This is a genomic window from Nocardia niwae NBRC 108934 = DSM 45340, assembly GCF_001613465.1.
Classification (GTDB): domain Bacteria; phylum Actinomycetota; class Actinomycetes; order Mycobacteriales; family Mycobacteriaceae; genus Nocardia; species Nocardia niwae.
On sequence record NZ_BDCK01000043.1, the window covers coordinates 20,534 to 39,887 of the forward strand.

At 72.9% G+C, this 19,354-nt stretch carries 1 protein-coding gene (only partly in view); it reads right to left on the minus strand.

The window, feature by feature from the left end:
- Nucleotides 1-19,354: the 3' portion of a non-ribosomal peptide synthetase gene (locus NNI01S_RS27640; RefSeq protein WP_063023453.1), read on the minus strand. 5,975 nt of this gene lie beyond the right edge of the window; 19,354 of the gene's 25,329 nt are visible here — the last part of the coding sequence; its start codon lies off the right edge, out of view — the gene reads right to left on this strand; it ends in the stop codon at nucleotides 1-3.

The window sequence follows — 19,354 nt, forward strand, 5'->3', positions numbered from 1 at the left end:
TCAGGTGCTGGGGGTCCAGGGGCGGTCGGTGTCGGCCAATGCCGCGGTGAGGACGTAGCCGATCCGGGCCAGCGCGGACTCGGAGGTCATCCGCCAGTGCGTGGCGTGCACCGCGTGGTTGTGCACCGTGCCGTCCACGGCGTCCGCCCAGCTCGCGGCGCCCGTGGCGCCGGTCGGATCGTCCAGCGCGGCGGTGAAGTAGACGAGGTTGCCCTTGTACGGGCGGGGGCGGTAGCGCCGGATCAGCTCCAGTGACCCGGCGCCCGCGCCGAGCGCCCGGTCGAGGCGGTCGGCGCCGAAGGAGGCGAACGGCTCGGGCAGTTCCGCGATCCGGCGCGCGAGCCGCGGCAGGTCCAGTTCGGCGTCCTCGGCGTCGGCCGCTTCACCGAGCAGCCCGCCGAGCAGATCGGCGACCGGCAGCGTCGCGGCCTCGTCCGCGGCGACGCGCAGCGAGCTGTCCATCATGGCCAGGACCGCGACCCGCTGGCCCCGCTCCTGCAGCTGCACGGCGACGGCGTGCGCGAGTACGCCGCCGAGCGACCAGCCGAGCAGGTGATATGGGCCCTCGGGCTGCACGGCGCGGATCTCGCGCACGTAGCGGCTCGCCCAGTCGTCGATGGACTCCGGAAGGGACGCCGCCGAATTCAGCACCGGCGACTGGATGCCGTACACGTCCCGTTCCGGGTCCAGATGCGCGGCGAGCCCCGCGAACGACCACGCGACGCCGCCTGCGGGATGGAGACAGAACAGCGGCTCCCTGGCGCCGCCGGTGCGCAGCGGAAGGACGACGTCGAACGCGGCGGCCGCGTCGACCCGGCCGCGACCGGAGCGGTGCTGCTCGAGCTGGGCGATCATGCGGGCCGGCGTGGGCGCGGCGAACAGCCACAGCACCGGGATCTGTTCGCCGAGCGCCGCGCTCAGGCGGGCGGCCAGGCGGGTGGCCAGCAGCGAGTTGCCGCCGCGTTCGAAGAAGTTGTCGTCCAGGCCAACCCGCTCGGCGGCGAGCACCTCGGCGAAGTCCGCGCACACGACACGTTCCAAGTCGGTGCCGGGGGCGCGGAATTCCCGGGCGTGCGGCTCCGGCCGAGGCAGCGCCGCGCGGTCGACCTTGCCGTTCGCGGTCAGCGGCAACGTCTCCAGTTGCCGCAGCACCGAGGGCACCATGTAGCTCGGCAGAACATCGGCCAGCGCGGCGCGCAACGCACTCGGGTCGACCCGCTCGGTGGCGGTGAAGTACCCGGCCAGCACGGCGTTCGCGCTGTCGGTGGCGTAGGCGAGCACGACCGCCGCACCGATCTCGGGCCGCGAGCGCAGGGCGTGCTCGATCTCGGCCGGTTCGATGCGGTAACCGCGGATCTTGACCTGGAAGTCGCGCCGCTCGACGTACTCCAGGTCGCCGTCGGCGGCCCAGCGCACCATGTCGCCGGTGCGGTACAGGCGGGCACCCGCGGATCCGAACGGGTCGGCCACGAAGCGCTCGGCGGTGAGCTCGGGGCGGCCGTGGTAGCCGCGCGCGAGTTGCGCGCCGCCGAGATACAGCTCACCGGTCACCCCGGCGGGCACCGGGTGCAGCCGGTCGTCGAGCACGTAGACCCGGTTGCCGGATTCGGGTGTGCCGAGGGGTGTCAGCGCTTGCCTGGTGCCCGCAGCGGTGCGGAACCGGGTGACCGACACCGTGGTCTCGGTAGGTCCGTAGAGGTTGTCGATCCTGGCCGCGGTGAGCGTCCGCACGCGCCGCACCGACGCGGCGGGCAATGCCTCGCCGATGACCAGCAACCGGCACAGCGAACGCGGCAAGCGGCGTTCGCCGGACGCTTCGGCCAGCATCGCCAGCAGCGAGGGCACCAGCGTCAGCGTCGTCACCGACGCGCGCCGCACCAGGTCGAGCAGGCCCGCGGGGTCGCGGTGCGCGTCGGGCGGCGCGAGCACCAGCCGGGCTCCGGTGCGCGGAGCCCACCAGTACTCCCACACCGACAGGTCGAAGGCGGCGGAGGTCAGCACCAGCGTGGCGTCGTCGGGGTCGAGCGCGTATTCCGACTGCATCCAGTCCAGCTGGTGCGCGACCGCCGCGTGCGGCACCGCGACACCTTTCGGTACGCCGGTGGAACCGGAGGTGAAGATGACGTACGCGGTGTTCGCGGGCGACAGCGCGGCGATCCGCTCGTCGTCGCGCACCGGCCCATCGGCAACGGCGTCGTCGACGGCCGAGATATCCAGCACCACACTGTGTTCCGACGCCGCCGGAGGCAGCATCGGCTCCCGCGCCGAGGTGAGCACGAGATGCGGTTCGGCGGCGGCGAGCACGCTCGCGGTGCGTTCCAGCGGATGCGCCGGGTCCAGCGGCACATACGCGCCCCCGGCGGTCACCACCGCGTACATCGCGACGAGCAGGTCGACGCTGCGCGGAATGGCCAGCGCCACCAGCTTTTCCGGTCCGATGCCGCGTGCGATGAGCACCCGGGCCAGGCGGTTGACCCGCGCGCCGAACTCCCGGTAGGTGACCGTCGCCGCGTCGTCGACGACGGCGATCGCCTCCGGCGTCCGGGCGACCTGCGCTTCGAACGCGGCGACGAGTGTGGCCGGGGCGAAGGCGCGCTCGGCGTGGTTCCAGGTGACCAGCACGCGCTCGGTCTCGGCCGGGTCCAGCAGCGCCAGATCGCCGACCGGCAGCCGCGGGTCCGCGCACACCGCGTTCAGCAGCCGTTGCAGGCGAGTGGCGAACCCGGCCACCGTGGACTCGTCGAACAAGGCGGTGGCGTAGGTGATCGAGGCCGCCATGCCCGCCGGGGTTCCGTCGGGGTCGTAGCGGTCGGTGACGATCAGGTGCAAGTCGAACTGGGCGACCTCGGAGTCGAAATCCGCGGCGGTGGCGGTCAAGCCGTCCAGCGAGAAGTCGGCCTCCGCTTGGTTGTGGAAGGAGAAGCCGACCTGGAACAGCGGGTGTCGGGCGGTGGAGCGCTCCGGGTTGAGTACCTCGACCAGGCGCTCGAACGGCACGTCGGCGTGCGCGAAGGCCGAGACGTCGGCGACGCGGACGCGGGCGAGCAGGTCGTCGAAGCCCTCGCCCGCGTCGACCTGGGCGCGCAGGACCAGGGTGTTGACGAACATGCCGACGACCTCGTCGAGCTCGGCGGCTCCGCGCCCGGCCACGGGGGTGCCCACCGCGATGTCCGGCGTCCCCGACAGGCGGGCGAGCAGGACGGCGAACGCCGCGTGCAGCACCATGAACACCGTCGCTCCGGATGCCCGGCCGAGTTCGGTCAGCCGCGCGTGCACGTCCGGGGAGATCGCGAAATCGACGTGCCTGCCACGGGTGGCGACGACGGCGGGTCGCGGGCGATCGGCGGGCAGGCTCAGCTGCGCGGGCAGCTCGGCCAGAGTCCCGGTCCAGAACCGGATCTGGCGCGCCAGCAGCGAGGCCGGGTCGTCCTCCGAGCCGAGCAGTTCGCGCTGCCACACGCTGAAATCGGTGTACTGCACGGGAAGCGGCGGCCAGGCCGGCGCGTGGCCGCGCTTGCGGGCGGCGTAGGCGGTCATGACATCGCGCGCCAGCGGCGCCAGCGACGAACCGTCGGCCGCGATGTGGTGCACGACCACCACGAGTACATGTTCGGTTCCTGCCGCCGCCTCGCCGTCGACGGGGGCGAACAGCCGGGCGCGCACCGGGACGGTCTCGGTGACGTCGAAACCGCCGCCGACGAAGTCGGCCACCGCCGCGCCGAGATCGTCGGCCGCGACGGCGACGGGCGCGAGCACGGGAGTGCTGTCCGCGACGGGCAACACCACCTGCACCGGGCCGGACTCGTGCAGCGGGTAGACGGTGCGCAGCACGTCGTGGCGGGCGACGACGTCCCCGATCGCGGCGTTCAGGGCCGCCACGTCCAGTGCGCCGGTCAGGCGGACCGCCAGCGGGATGTTGTAGGCGGTGGACTGCCGATCGAGGCGGTTGAGGAACCACATGCGCTGCTGTGCGAGCGAGAGCGGCACCGGACCGGTCAGCGCGCGCCGGGTGAGCGGGGGACGCGCGGCCGCACCGGAGGCGTCGTCCAGTGCGCGGGCCAGCGCGGCGACCGTCGAGTGCTCGAACACCACGCGGACGCCGACGGCGACCGACAGCCGGTCGGCGAGCCGCGCGGCCAGCTGGGTCGCGGTCAGCGAGTTGCCGCCGCGCGCGAAGAAGTCGTCGTCCAAGCCGACGTCGCCGTCGAGTCCGAGCACATCCGCGATCGTTCGCGCCACCGTCCGCTCGGCCTCGGTGCGGGGGGCGCGGAACGGCGCGGCGCGGAACTCGGGCCGTGGCAACGCATTACGGTCCAGCTTGCCGACCGGGGTCAACGGCAGCTCGTCGAGCACCAGCACGCTGCTCGGCACCATGTACGCGGGGAGCGCGCGAGCGGCATGAGCCGACAGGCCCGCGGTGTCGATCGTCCGGCCTGCCGCCGCGACCACGTAGGCGACCAGCGAAACCGCGCCCGAGGCGTCGGTGTGACCGACGGTGACGGCCGTGCGCACCGTCTCGTGCGCGGCGAGCACCGCGTCGATCTCACCGAGTTCGATGCGCAGGCCGCGAACCTTCACCTGGTGGTCCGAGCGCCCCACATAGCGCAGCGAGCCCGAGGCGGTCCACCGCACCAGATCACCGGTCCGGTACAGCCGCTCTCCCGGGGGGCCGTAGGGATCGGCGACGAACCTGGACGCCGAAAGGCCCGGCCGCGCGTGGTATCCCCGGGCCAGACCGGACCCGCGCAGATACAGCTCACCGGTGACGACGACCGGTACGGGCCGCAGCCTGCCGTCCAGCACCACCGCGGACATGCCGTGGATCGGCGTGCCCAGATCGAGCGGATCGCCGGGCCGCAACGCCGCGCTGATGGTCGCGATGACGGTGGTCTCGGTCGGGCCGTAGGTGTTGTGGAACGACCGGCCGGGCGCCCAGCGCCGCACCGTGTCCGGGCCGTAGGACTCGCCGCCGACGGTGAGCTGTCGCAGACAGCTCAGCTCGGCCGGGTCGAGCGTGGGCAGCACGGCGGGGGTGAGGAACGCGTGGGTCACCCGCTGGTCGCGGATGAGCGCGGTGAGCTCCGCGCCGCCGTAGACGCCCGGGGGTGCGATCACCAGTGCCGCCCCGGCGGACAAGGCCAGCAGCAGTTCGAGCATGGACGCGTCGAAGCTGGGCGAGGCCACGTGCAGGACGCGTGCGTCGGCGGTGACCTCGTACCGGTCCCGCTGCGCGAGCGCGACGCCGGCCAGTCCGCCGTGCGTGGCGACCACGCCCTTGGGCGTGCCGGTGGAGCCGGAGGTGTAGATCATCCAGGCCGGGTTCTCGACCCGCACCGGACGGATCAGCTCGGCCGCGTCGATCGGGGCTCCGCTGTTGCGGCGCATCCGCGCGGCGGTGGACGGCGCGTCCAGCACGAGCCAGTCGACGGCGCCGGGCAGCGCGGCGCGGCAGGTGGCGATCGTCAGGCCCAGCGCCGCAGCGGAATCGGTCAGCATGTGCGCGATCCGATCGGCGGGATAGGTCGGATCGACCGGGACGAACGCGGCGCCGGTCTTGGCCACCGCCCACACCGCGAGCACCGAGCTGATCGAGCGCGGCACCGCGACGGCCACCACGTCCTCGGCGCCGAGACCGTGCCCGATGAGCATGCGCGCCAACCGCGACGACTGCTCGTCCAGCATCCGGTAGGTCAACTGCCGCTCGCTCGCGATCAGCGCGACGGCGCCGGGATCGAACGCGACCGCGGCGGCCGTCAGTTCGGCCAGCGTGCGCGGCGGCACCGGTGCGTCACCGTCGCGGCCGAGCAGGTCGGCGCGTTCGGCGGGCGCGAGCAGGTCGACCGTGGCGATGGGCGCGTCCGGCGCCGCCGTGAGCGCGCCGAGCAGCCTGCCGAAGCGGCGCAGCAGAGCGCGTGCGGTGGCGCCGTCGAACAGGTCGGTGGCGTAGTCCAGTTCGACCGCGAGATGCCCGTCGGCGTCCGGCTCGGCGGACACGGTGAATTGCAGGTCGAATCGGGCCACCGGTTCGTCGAATTCGACGGCCGTGAGCTCGAGGCCCGGCACGGTGAAGGCGTCCTCGGCGGCGTCGAGGTAGCTCAGCGCCACGGTGAACAGCGGATGCCGCGCCTGGGAACGCGGGACGCCGAGTTCGTCGACCACCCGGTCGAACGGCACGCTCGCGTGTCCGAACGCCGCGAGGTCGACGGCCTTGGTCTGCGCCAGCAGGTCGGCGAAGGAACCGTCCTGATCCGGGCGGGTGCGCAGCACCACGGTGTTGACGAACATGCCGACCAGGTCGTCCAGGGCGGCCGCGCCGCGTCCGGCCACCGGCGTGCCGATCGGGATGTCGTCGGAGCCCGACAGCCGGGCCAGCAGGACGGCGAGAGCGGCGTGCACCACCATGAACGGCGTCGCGTCGTGTCGCAGCGCCAGCTCGCGGATCCGCGCGGCGACCTTCCCGCCGATCCTGGCCCGCACCTTCGCGCCGCGCTTGCTCGCGACGGCGGGACGTGGACGGTCGGTAGGCAGCTCGAGTTCGCCCGGCAGCTCCCGCAGCGTCTGCGACCAGTACGAAAGCTGTTGCGCGGCGGTCGTCTCCAGCTCGGCGTCCTGCCAGAGGGCGTAGTCGGCGTACTGGGCGGCCAGAGCGGGCCAGACCGGCTCGACGCCGAGGACGCGGGCGAGGTAGGCCGTCATCAGGTCGCGCAGCAGCGGTCCCATCGAGTAGCCGTCGGCCGCGATGTGGTGCGCCACCGCGACCAGCACGTGACTGGTCGCGTGCTCGCGCAGCAGCGCCGCGCGCACCGGGATCTCGACGGTGACATCGAAACCGGCGGCGAGGAATTCGGCGATCCGGTCATCGGCGGCGCGACCGTCGAGCGCTTCGACCGGCAAGGGCACGGCGCTGTCCGCGGGCAGGATCACCTGGTGGCCCGCGCCGGTCGCGTCGGCGGGATACATCGTGCGCAAGCTCTCGTGCCGCGCGACGACATCGGCGAACGCGGCGGCCAGAGCGTCGGCGTCCAGCTCGCCCGCCACGCGCACCGCGACCGGGATGTTGTGGGCGGGAGAAGCCGGGTCGAGCCGGTTGAGGAACCACATGCCGCGCTGGACCGGCGCCAGCGGAATCCGTTCCGGCCGTGGCCCGGCTACCAGCGGCACCGCCTGCTCGGTCGTGGCGGCGTCCGCCGCGAGCAGTTCGGCGAGGCCACGCACCGTCGGCGCCTCGAACAGCAGACGCACCGGCACACGGCGGCCGAGCCGATCGCCGATCCGGGCCAGTACCCGGGTGGCGCTGAGCGAGTTGCCGCCCAGCGCGAAGAAGTGGTCGTCGAGGCCGATCGGCGCGGTGCCCAGCACGACCGCGAAGGCGTCGGCCACCACGCGTTCGGCGGGGGTGACCGGGGCGCGGTAGGCGACGCGGCCGAAAACCGGTTCCGGCAGAGCTTGCCGGTCCAGCTTGCCGGAGGCGTTGAGCGGGAAGGCCTCCAGCGTGACCAGCGCCGCGGGGAGCATGTACGACGGCAGCGCGGCCGCGGCGGCGCGCAGCACCTCGGTGTCCGACAGCGCAGCGCCCGGCTCGGCGGTGACGTAGCCGACCAGATGGTCGTCACCGGTGACGGTGGTGACCACCCGGGCCGCCGCCTGCGCCACCCCGGGCGCGGCCGCGAGCGCGGCCTCGAGCTCACCGAGTTCGACGCGCTGGCCGCGGAATTTCACCTGGAAGTCGGTGCGGCCCAGATAGACCAGCTCGGCCGCGCCGCCGCCGGTGTCCCAGCGCACGAGGTCGCCGGTGCGGTACATCCGGCGGCCCGGCGCGCCGAACGGGTTGGCCACGAAACGATCCGCGGTGAGGTCCGGCCTGCCGTGGTAGCCGCGCGCTAGCTGCGCACCCGCGAGGTACAGCTCGCCCGCGACGCCGGGCAGGGTCGGGCGCAGCCGCGAATCCAGCACGTAGACCCGGCTGTTCCAGGCCGGGTTGCCGATCGGCAGCAAGGTGCGCTCGCGCTCGCCGGTGACGTCGCGGTGGGTGATGCTCACCGCCGCTTCGGTCGGGCCGTACAGGTTGTGCACCCGCGCGCCGCTGACCGCGCCGAATGCGCGCACGGTCTCGGCGGGCAGCGCCTCCCCGATGACGAACACAGTGTGCAGCGACTCGAGCGCGGCGCCGCGTCCCGCGGCCGCGACGTGCCCGGCGAAGACGCTCAGCATCGACGGCACGAAATCGGTGACGGTGACTTTTCGTTCGGCGATCACCTGGGTGAGGTAGCCCGGGTCGCGGTGCCCGTCCGGCGCGGCCAGCACGAGCGTGGCGCCGACCCGCAGCGGCAGGAAGTAGCCCCACAGCGACACGTCGAACGTGGTGGCGGTCTTCTGCAGGTACACGTCCTCGGCGGTCAGGCCGTAGCGCGACTGCATCCAGGTCATCTGGTTGACGATCGCGGCGTGCGACACGCTGACGCCCTTGGGTTTTCCGGTGGAGCCGCTGGTGAAGATCACGTAGGCGGGGCTGTCCGGGTGGATCGGCGCGCGACGCTCGTCGGCCGCGATCGGGTCGTCGGCGTAGGCGTCCAGCGCGACGGCGTCCACCAGCACGGTGGCCGCGGAATCACCGGCGTCGATTCGATCGGCCGTGGTGGTGAGCACGGCCACGGGCTGTGCGGTGTCGAGGATGTGCGCGATGCGCCGGGCGGGGTGGTCCGGGTCGATCGGCACGTACGCGCCGCCCGCCTTGAGCACCGCGTACATCGCGACGACCAGCTCCGGTGAGCGCCGGATCGCCAGCGCCACCAGCGCTTCCGGGCCGACGCCCGCCGCGATCAGGTGGCGGGCCAGCCGGTTGGCGCGCCGGTCCAGGTCGCCGTAGGTCACGGTGACCGGGGGCGTCGCGCTGTCGGGCACGAACACCAGCGCCGGGTCGGCGGGCGTCGCGGCGGCTTGCGCCTCGAATTCGTCGAGCAGCAGTTCGTCGGCCAGGGCGGTGTGCGCGGAATCGTTCCATTCGCTGACCACGCGATGCAGTTCGCCCGCGTCGAACAGATCGATGTCGCCGACAACGTGTTCCGGATCGGCGGTGACCGCGGCGAGCAGCCGGGCGAAGCGGGCGCCGAAGGTCTCGACGGTGGCGGCGTCGAACAGGTCGGTGGCGTAGGTCCAGCGCAGTTCGTCGTCGGTGACGGTGAGCTGGAGGTCGAACGGCGTGGTCTCGTAGTCGAGTTCGTGCTCCGCCACGGTGACACCGGCCATGTCCAGGGTGACCGGCGCGAGGTTCTGGAAGAACAGCGCGATCTGGAACAGGGGGTGGCGGGCCTGGGAGCGCGGAGGGTCGAGCACCTCGACCAGGCGTTCGAACGGCACGTCGGCATGAGCGAAGGCGTCCAGGTCGTGCTCGCGCACCCGGCGCAGCACGGCGGCGAAGGTGTCGGAGCCGGGGACCCGCGCGCGCAGCACCAGGGTATTGACGAACATGCCGACCAGGTCGTCCAGCGCCGCGTCCCCGCGGCCGGCGACGGGCGCGCCGATCGCGATGTCGGCCGTACCGGACAGCCTGGCCAGCAGGGTGGCCAGCGCGGCGTGCAGCACCATGAAGGGGGTGGCCTCGTAGCGCGCGGCCACGGCGGCGATGCCATCGGTGACCCCCGCGGGCAGCGTCATGGTGGTGCTCGCGGCGGCGTGTGAGGCGATGGCGGGGCGCGGCCGGTCGGCGGGCAGGTCCAGCTGGGCGGGCAGCGCGCGCAGCGTCTCGCGCCAGTACGCCAGCTGTCGCGCGGCCGCCGAATCCGGGTCGTGCTCGGCGCCGAGCACCTCGCGCTGCCAGAGCGCGTAATCGGCGTACTGCAGGTCGAGTTCGGTCCAGACCGGTGCGGTGCGGGTCGCGCGGGCCGCGTAGGCGGCGGCGAGGTCGCGAGCGAGCGGACCCATGGAGAAGCCGTCGGCCGCGATGTGGTGCACCACAAGGGCCAGCAGGTGATCGCGATCGGACCGGGTCACCAGGCCGATGCGCAGCGGCACCTCGGCGGTCAGATCGAACGGCGCGGCGACGAACTCGCGCAGCGCGCCCGCATTGTCCAGTGTCTGGATCGCCATGACGTGGCTGTCGTCGAGAACGCGCTGATAGCCGATGCCCTCATGATCGGGATACACCGTGCGCAGGGTCTCGTGCCTGCCGACCACGTCGCCGATGGCGGCGGCGAGGGTGTCCGGGTCCAGATAGCCGGTGAGGCGGACCACCACCGCGATGTTGTGCACGGTCTGGGCGGGATCGAAGCGGTGCAGGAACCACATGCGCTGCTGGGCCGGTGAGAGCGGGATGCGCTCCGGACGCGGCCGCGGCGCGAGCGCGGGCTTGCCGCCGGTGCCCGCGAGCCGCTCGGCCCGCGCGGCCAGCGCGGCCACGGTCGGCGCCTCGAACAGCAGGCGCACCGGGATCTCGGCGTCCAGTTCGGCGCCGAGCCGGGCCGCGACCTGAGTCGCGAGCAGCGAGTTGCCGCCGAGGGCGAAGAAGTCGTCGTCGGCACCGACGCGCTCGAGGCCGAGCAGCGCCGCGACGATCCGCGCGACGGTCGCCTCGGTGCGGGTGGCGGGAGCCCGGTAGCCGGCGGCCACGAACTGCGGCGCGGGCAGCGCGGCGCGATCCAGCTTGCCCGATGCGTTGACCGGGAACCGCTCGAGCAGGACGAACGCGGTGGGCACCAGGTACGAGGGCAGTTCGGCGCTCAGCGCGGCGCGCAAGCCGTCGAGGTCGATCGCATGGCGGCTCGCCGGGATCAGATAGGCGACGAGCTGACCGCCCGATCGCTCGTCCGAGCGGACCAGCACCACCGCCTGCGCGACCGCGTCCAGCGCCAGCAGCGCCGCCTCGATCTCGCCCGGTTCGATGCGCAGACCGCGCAGCTTCACCTGGAAGTCCGTGCGGCCCAGATACTCCAGCTCACCGTCGGACCGCCAGGTCACGAGGTCGCCGGTGCGGTACATGCGCGCCCCGGCGGGCCCGAAGGGGTTGGCGACGAACCGGTCCGCGGTCAGCTCAGGGCGCGCGACGTACCCCTGGGCCAGTTGCACGCCCGCCAGGTACAGCTCGCCCGGCACGCCGACGGGCACCGGCCGCATCCGGGCGTCCAGCACCAGCAGGCGGGTGTTGGCCACCGGCCTGCCGATCGGCACGGACACCAGGTCCTGGTCGGTCACCTCGTGATAGGTGACGTCGACGGCGGCCTCGGTAGGGCCGTACAGGTTGTGCACCCGCGCTCCGATCACCTCTCGCGCCCGCTGCGCGGTAACCGCGGGCAATGCCTCGCCCGATGCGAAGACGTTGCGCAGCGTAATGCACTCACCTGGGTGCGACTCGGCCAAGAAAACGCCCAGCATGGCGGGTACGAAGTGCACCGTCGTGACGCGTTGCGCGGCGATCAGCCGGGCCAGATACCGCGGGTCGCGATGCCCATCCGGACGTGCGACCACCAGGCGCGCGCCGAAAGCCAACGGCCAGAAAAACTCCCAGACGGAAACATCGAAGGTCGCCGGGGTCTTCTGCAGCACCACGTCGTCCGTGGCCAGCGGATATGCCGACTGCATCCAGGTGAGGCGATTCACAATCGCCGCATGCGTGACGGCCACGCCCTTGGGGCGACCGGTCGAGCCAGAGGTGAAGATCACATACGCGGTGTGGCCGGGGGTCGGGGAACCGAGCCGGTCCAGCGCGGTCAGCGGAGTGGCGGCGTAGCCGGCCAGTTCGAGCCGGTCGACCCGGACCTGCCGCGCCGCGCCCGCGTCCAGGTCGCACCCCGAGGTGAGCACACACACCGGCCGGGCCGTCGACAGGACGTACTCCAGCCGCTCGGCCGGATGGTCGGGATCGAGCGGGACGTACGCGCCGCCCGCGAGGACGACCGCGTACACGCCGATCACCAGGTCCAGCGACCGCCGCATGCCGAGCGCGACCGGCGCGTCGGGGCCGACGCCCTGCCCGGCCAGCCAGCGCGCCAGCCGCCGCGCCCGTCCGGCGAACTCGGCATACGAGAGGGTGCGCCCCTCGACGGTGATCGCGGGCGCGTCCGGGGTCCTGGCCACCTGCGCCTCGAACAGCGAGATCAGCGTGGCCGCCGGGTCGACGGGGACGGCGGTGTCGTTCCATCGGTCGAGCATCAGCGCCCGCTCCGCGTCGTCGAGGAGTTCGAGGTCCCCGACGCGCGCCGACGGGTCGGCGACCGCGGCCCGCAGCACACGCACGAACCGAGCGCCGAGCGTCTCGACGGTGGCCCGCTCGAACAGGTCGGTGGCGTACCGCAGCACGCCGCGCAGCGCGTAACCGGTGTCGGCGCGCTGTTCGGTCAGTTCCACGGCCAGATCGAACTGGGCGACGCCGTTGTCCAGCGGGTAGGCCGACACGGTGAGATCGGGCAGGCGCAGCACGGTGTCGTCGTGCTGCTCGAAGGTGAGCAGCGTCTGCACGATCGGCGAATGGGCCCGCGAGCGGACCGGGTTCAGTTCCTCGACCAGGCGCTCGAAGGGCAGGTCGGCGTGCGAGAAGGCGCGCACGTCGACCTCGCGCACGCGACCGAGCAGGTCGGCGAAGGACGCGTCCGGCGCGATCGGCGTGCGCAGCACGAGGGTGTTGACGAACATGCCGACCGACTCGTCCAGCGCTTGCTCGCCGCGGCCCGCGACCGGAGTGCCGATGGCCACATCGTCCACTCCGGCGAGCCGGGCCAGCAGCGCGGCGTAGGCGGCGTGCAACACCATGAACGTCGAGACGCCGCGCCGCCGGGCGAGATCGGCGATAGCGCCGGTGAGGTCGGCGGGAACCGCGAACTCGACGGTGGCTCCGCGTCCGGACGCCACCGCGGGGCGGGGACGGTCGGCGGGCAGTTCCAGCACCGGCGCGAGTCCGTCGAGTTCGGCCCGCCAGTAGGCGATCTGGTGTGACAGCGGCGAGTCCGGATCGTCCGCGGAGCCCAGCGTCGCGTGCTGCCAGAGGGTGAAGTCCGCGTACTGCACGGGCAGCGGCCGCCACGACGGCGCCTGCCCGGCGCAGCGCGCGGTGTAGGCCGTCATCAGGTCGCGAGCCAGCGGCGCGGTCGAGACGCCGTCGGCGGCGATGTGGTGGACCACCACGGCGAGCACGTGGTCTTCCGGCGCCACGCGGAACAGGCTCGCCCGTACCGGAATCCGGGTGCCGAGCTCGAAGCTCTCCGCGGTCGCGGCCAGCACCGCGGCCCGCAGTTCCGGCTCGGGCACCTCGATGGGGTGCAGCGACAGCTCGGGCACGTCCGTCTCGGCCAGCACCACCTGGGTGGGGCCGTCGGCATCCGCCGGGAAGACGGTGCGCAGCGATTCGTGCCGATCGATCACGTCGCGCACTGCCGCCCGCAACGCCGCCGCGTCCAGTGCGCCGGTGAGCCGAATGGTGATCGGAATGTGGTACACCGCCGAGTCCGGATCGAGCCGGTGCAGCAGCCACATCCGAGTTTGTGCCAGCGACAACGGGATTCGCGCCGGACGCGACGCGGGGGCGAGCGCGGGCGGTGCGGCGCCGGGTCGCTCCGACCGGGCGACCCGCTGTGCGAGCCCGGCCACGGTCGGCGCCTCGAACACCTCACGCACCGACAGCGCGCAGCCGAAGGCGGCGTTGACCCGGGCGACCAACCGCATGGCCAGCAGCGAATTGCCGCCGCGGGCGAAGAAGTCGTCGTCCGCGCCGATTCGCGCCGACCCGGTCAGGTCGGCGATCAGCGTCGCGAGCACCGCCTCCGTCCCCTCGCGCGGCGCGCGGAACCGCGCGGCCGCAGCCGTGAGCGCGACGGCGGGCAACGCCGCGCGATCGAGCTTGCCCACGGTGGTCAGCGGCATCTCGTCGAGTACGACGACGTGCGCGGGCACCATGTAGGCGGGCAGCTGGGCACGCGCTTCGCCGAGCACCGCCTCGGGCGTCGGGCCCGCTCCCGTGACGTAGCCGACCAGGCACTCCTGGCCCGCGTGGTCGCGGGCCACGAGCACCGCCGCGTTCGTCACGCCGGTCGCGGCGGTCAGTACGGCCTCGATCTCGCCCAGCTCGATCCGCTGACCACGCAGCTTGACCTGGAAATCGTTGCGGCCCAAATACACAAGATCGCCGTCACGGTTCCAGCGCACCAGGTCACCGGTCCGGTACATCGAGCGGCCGGGCACACCGAACGGGTCGGCGACGAATCGCTCGGCGGTCAGCCCAGGGCGGGCGTGATAGCCCCGCGCCAGCTGATCACCCGCGAGATACAGCTCCCCCGTGACGCCGATCGGCACCGGCCGCAGCCGGCCGTCCAGCACGTAGGCCCTGGTGTTCCAGCACGGGCGGCCGATGGCCACGTCCCGCCCGGATTCGGCGTCGGCGTCGGTGAACTCGTGGTAGATCGCCGAGATCGCCGCCTCGGTCGGGCCGTAGGCGTTGTGCACCGCGCCGTCGAAGCTGCCGCGCAGCGCGTCGAGCAGATCGGGGGTGAGCGCCTCGCCGCCGCAGTGCAGGTGCCGGAACGATCGCAGCGCGTCGCCCATGCCCTCGCCGATCAACGCGGCCAGCACCGAGGGCACGTACTCGGCGATGGTGATCCGATGCTCGCGCAGCAGATCCGCGAAGTAGGCCAAATCCAAGTGCCCGCCGGGACGGGCGATCACCAGGGGCGCGCCGACGGCGATCGGCAGGAAGCACTCCCACACCGACACGTCGAAGGTCAGCGGCGCGCGTTGCAGGATGCGGTCGGCCGCGGTGACCTGATAGCGGAATTCCAGCCACCGCAATTGATTCATGATCGCGCGGTGGCTGACGGCCACGCCCTTCGGCCGCCCGGTGGAGCCCGAGGTGAACAGTACGTAAGCGGTGTTGTCCGGCCGCAGCGCGGCGCGGCGCTCGGCATCGGTGACCGGTCCGTCGGCGATGCCGTCGAGGTCGAGTTCGGCGAGGTCGAACACCGGCACACCGTCCGGGACGAGCAGTGGCGCGCCGCCCGCGGTCAGCAGCAACCGGGGCGCGGCATCCGCGAAGACCTGGGCCAGGCGTTCGGCCGGGTGCGCCGGATCCATCGGCAGATACGCCGCGCCCGCACGCACGATCGCGTACATCGCCACCAGCATGTCGATCGAGCGTGCCGCGGCCAGCCCGACGATGTCCTCCGGGCCCACGCCCGCGTGGATCAGCTTGCGGGCCAGCCGGTTCACCCGGGAGGCGAACTCGGCGTAGGTCACCGCCGTGTCCTCGTAGCGCACGCCGACGCGGTCGGGAGTGGCCGCGGCGCGGGCGGTGAGCAGATCGTCCAGCGTCTCGGCGGGCAGCGCGTGCGCGGTGGCGTTGCGGTCCGACAGCAGCAGGCCGCGTTCGGCCAACGACATCAGCTCGACCGTGGCCACCGGTGTGCGGGCGTCGCGCACCATGGCGCGCAGCACACGTTCGAAGGCGGCCAGGAACCCGGCCGCGGTCGGCTCGTCGAACAGGTCGAGCGCATAGTGCAAATGCACGTCGATGCCGTCCGGCGCGCCGTCGGCGGTGTAGCGGTCGGTCAGCGTCCAGTCCAGGTCGAGCTGGATCGGCGCCGCGTCAACCTCGAGCGCGGCGATGGCCAGGCGGTGCAGCCGGAACTCCGGCGCGGCCTGGTTCTGCAGGGTCAGCGCGACCTGGTACAGCGGAGCGTGCGCCTGCGAGCGCACCGGGTTCAGCGCCTCGACCAACTGCTCGAACGGCACCGCGGCGTGATCGAAGGCGGCCAGGTCCGCGGCGCGCACGCAGGCCAGCAGTTCGGCCAGGGTCGCGTCCGGGCGAACCTCGGTGCGCAGCACCAGCGTGTTGACGAACATGCCGACCAATTCGTCGAGCGCTTCCTCGCCGCGCCCGGCGACCGGTGCGCCGATCACCACGTCCCGTCCCGCGCCGTAGCGGCTCAGCAGAATGGCGAGTGCGGTGTGCAGCACCATGAACGGCGTCGCCCGGTGCGCGGCGGCGAGATCACGGATCTGCTCGTGCAGTGCTGCGTCCAAGCGGCCGGTCAGCGCCGCGCCGCGGTTGGTGGCCACCGCCGGGCGAGGCCGGTCGGACGGGAGGGTCAGCACCTCGGGTAGCCCGGCCAGCCGATCGGTCCAGTAGGTCAGCTGACGCGACAGCGCCGAGGCCGGGTCGTCGGCGGAGCCGAGCGCGGCGCGCTGCCAGATCGCGAAGTCGGCGTACTGCACCGGCAGTGCGCCCGGCGCGGGCGCCATCCCCGCGCACCGCGCGACGTAAGCGTTGGCCAGGTCCCGGGTCAGCGGTGCGAAAGACCAACCGTCGGCGGCGATGTGGTGGACGACGAACAACAGGATGTGCACCTGCGGCGCGGTCGGCTCGTCGTCCTCGACGCGCAGCAGACGAACGCGCAGCGGCACCTCGGCGGTCACGTCGAACCCGGCGCGCGCGGCGGCGGCGACCAGTTCCGGCACCTGCGTCGCGGGCACCGGCCGTGCGACCAGTTCGACCAGTTTCGTCCCGGCGGGCAGCACCCACTGGGTCGCGCCACCGTCGTGCTCGGGATAGATCGTGCGCAGGGTCTCGTGCCGGGCGATCACGTCGGCGATCGCCGCCTCCAGGGCGGGCACGTTCAGCGCGCCGGTGAGGCGCAGCGCGAACGGGATGTTGTACGCGCCGCTGGTGGTGTCGAACCGGTTCAGGAACCACATGCGCTGCTGAGCGATCGACAGGGGGATCGGCTCGCCGCGCTCCTGCGGTGTGAGCGGCGGCAGCGCGACGGGGCCGCTCTCGGGCGGGCCGTCGACGGTGAGCCGCCGCGCCAGCGCGCGCACCGTGGGCGCGTCGAAGATCGTGCGCACCGCCACCTCGGCGCCGGTGGCCGCACCCAGCCGCGCGGCGAGCTGGGTGGCGCTGAGCGAGTTGCCGCCGAGGGCGAAGAAGTCGTCTTCGGCGCCGACCTCGGTCACCCCGAGCAGGGCGGTGAAGGTCTCGGCGACCAGCTTCTCCGCGGGCCCGCCGGGAGCCTCGAACACCGCGGGCGCGACCGCGGGCGCGGGCAGCGCGGAGCGGTCCAGTTTCCCAGAGGCGTTCACCGGGAACCGGTCCAGCACCACGAACGTCCGCGGCACCATGTAACCGGGCAGCCGCTGGGCCAGCGCGTCGCGGACCGTCTCGGTCTCCACCGGCGCGTCCGCCACCAGGTAGGCGACCAGTTGCTCACCCGTGCCGCGATCGTCGCGGACCAGGACGGCAGCCTGGGTCACGGGGGGCAGCGCGCGCAGCGCCGACTCGATCTCGCCCAATTCGATGCGCAAGCCGCGGATCTTGACCTGGAAGTCGGTGCGGCCCAGGAACTCCAGCTCGCCGGCGCGGGTCCACCGCACCAGATCGCCGGTGCGGTACATCCGTTCGCCGAGCGGGCCGAACGGGTCGGCGACGAACCGGTCGGCGGTGCGGCCGGGGCTGGCGAGATAGCCGCGCGCCAGCTGCGCGCCCGCGAGATACAGCTCGCCCGGCACGCCCTCCGGCACCGGCCGCAGCCGCGCGTCCAGCACATACGTCCGGGTGTTCCAGATCGGCTTGCCCATCGGCACCGTCTCGAAGTCGGTGTCGCACACCGTATGGAAGGTCACCTCGACCGCGGCCTCGGTGGGTCCGTAGCCGTTGTGCACCCGCGCGCCGGTGAGTTCGCGCATCCGGTGGGCGACTCCGACGGGCAGCGCCTCACCGGAGCAGAAGACCTCGCGCAGCGACGGCACCTCGAACTCGCCCGCCACGAAGACGGCCAGCATGGAGGGCACGAAATGCGCCACGGTGACGCCCTCGGCGCGGATCAGGCGGGCCAGGTACGCCGGGTCCCGATGACCGTCCGGACGCGCCAGCACCATGCGCGCACCGACCTGCAGCGGCCAGAAGAACTCCGGCATCGACACGTCGAAGGTGGCGGGCGTCTTCTGCAGCAGGACATCCCCGGACCCGAGCGCGACGTGCTCGGACTGCATCCAGCGCAGCCGGTTCACGATGCCGCGGTGGCTCATCGCCACGCCCTTGGGCACGCCCGTGGAGCCAGAGGTGAACAGCACGTAGGCGGTGTTCGCCGGGCGCAGCGGAGCGCGCCGGTCGGCGTCGGTGAGCGGGGTGTCCGGGTAGCCGGACAGGTCCAGCCGATCGATCCGTGTCTCGGGCAGGCCGCAGTGCAGATCCGCGCCCGCCGTCAGCACGCACACCGGCGCGGCCGTGGCGAGGATGTGCGCGGTGCGCTCGGCCGGGTGGCCGGGGTCGAGCGGCAGGTAGGCGCCGCCCGCGGCGACGATCGCGTACATGCCCACCACCAGGTCGACGGACCGGTGCATGCCCAGGGCCACCAGCGTTTCCGGGCCGACGCCCCGGCTGACGAGCCACCGCGCCAGCCGGTTGACCCGGCCCGCGAACTCCGAATAGCTCAGTGTCGCGGAGGGACTCGTCGAGGGATCGCCGGGTGACGGCTGAGCCGGCGCCGCGTCGCGATCGTCCGGGGAACAGCCGGTGACCGCGTGGGGCTGCGTCACTGGGTGGTCGGACAACGCATGCGACGGTCTCGTCGCCTCGAAGGTGACCGCGGGCGCGTCCGGCGTGCGTTCGACTTGCGCGGCGAACAGCGAGGCCAGCGTGTCCGATTCGGGCACCGGGTGCGCGGTGGCGTTCCATTCTCCCAGCATCCGCCCGCGTTCGGCGTCGGACAGCAGCTCGATGTCACCGATCCGCGTCCCGGCGTCCACCGCGGCGGCGGCGAGTATCCGCCGCAACCGGTCGGCGTACGACTCGGCCGTCGCTGGGTCGAACAGGTCGGTGGCGTAGCGCAGTGTCGCGGACAATCCCGCCGATCCCGCCCGCTCCGACACCACCAGGTGCAGGTCGAATTTCGCTCCGTCGTCGGGGATCTCGACCGGACGCACCGACAGCCACGGCACCTCCATGGCCTTCTCGTCGAAGGCGGGCGTCGCGGTCTCGAAGCTGAACATCACCTGGAACAGCGGATGCGCACCGGCGGAGCGATCCACCGCCATGGCGTCCACCAGCCGCTCGAACGGCAGGTCGGCGTTGGCGAACGCGGCCAGGTCGGCGTCGCGCACCTCGCTCAGCAGCGCTTCGAACGAGGCGTCGGCGGCGACGCGCGTGCGCAGGGCGAGGGTGTTGACGAACATGCCGACGAGGCCGTCGAGCGCCCGCTCGCCGCGTCCGCCGACCGGCGAGCCGATCACGATGTCGGCGCTGCCGCTCATCCTGGCCAAGGTGGCGGCGAAGGCCGCGTGCAGCGTCATGAACAGCGTCGCGCCGTGGCGCCGGGCGAGCGCGCGCAGGCCCGCGGCCACCTCCGGCTCGATCACGACATCGACGGCCGCTCCTTCGTGC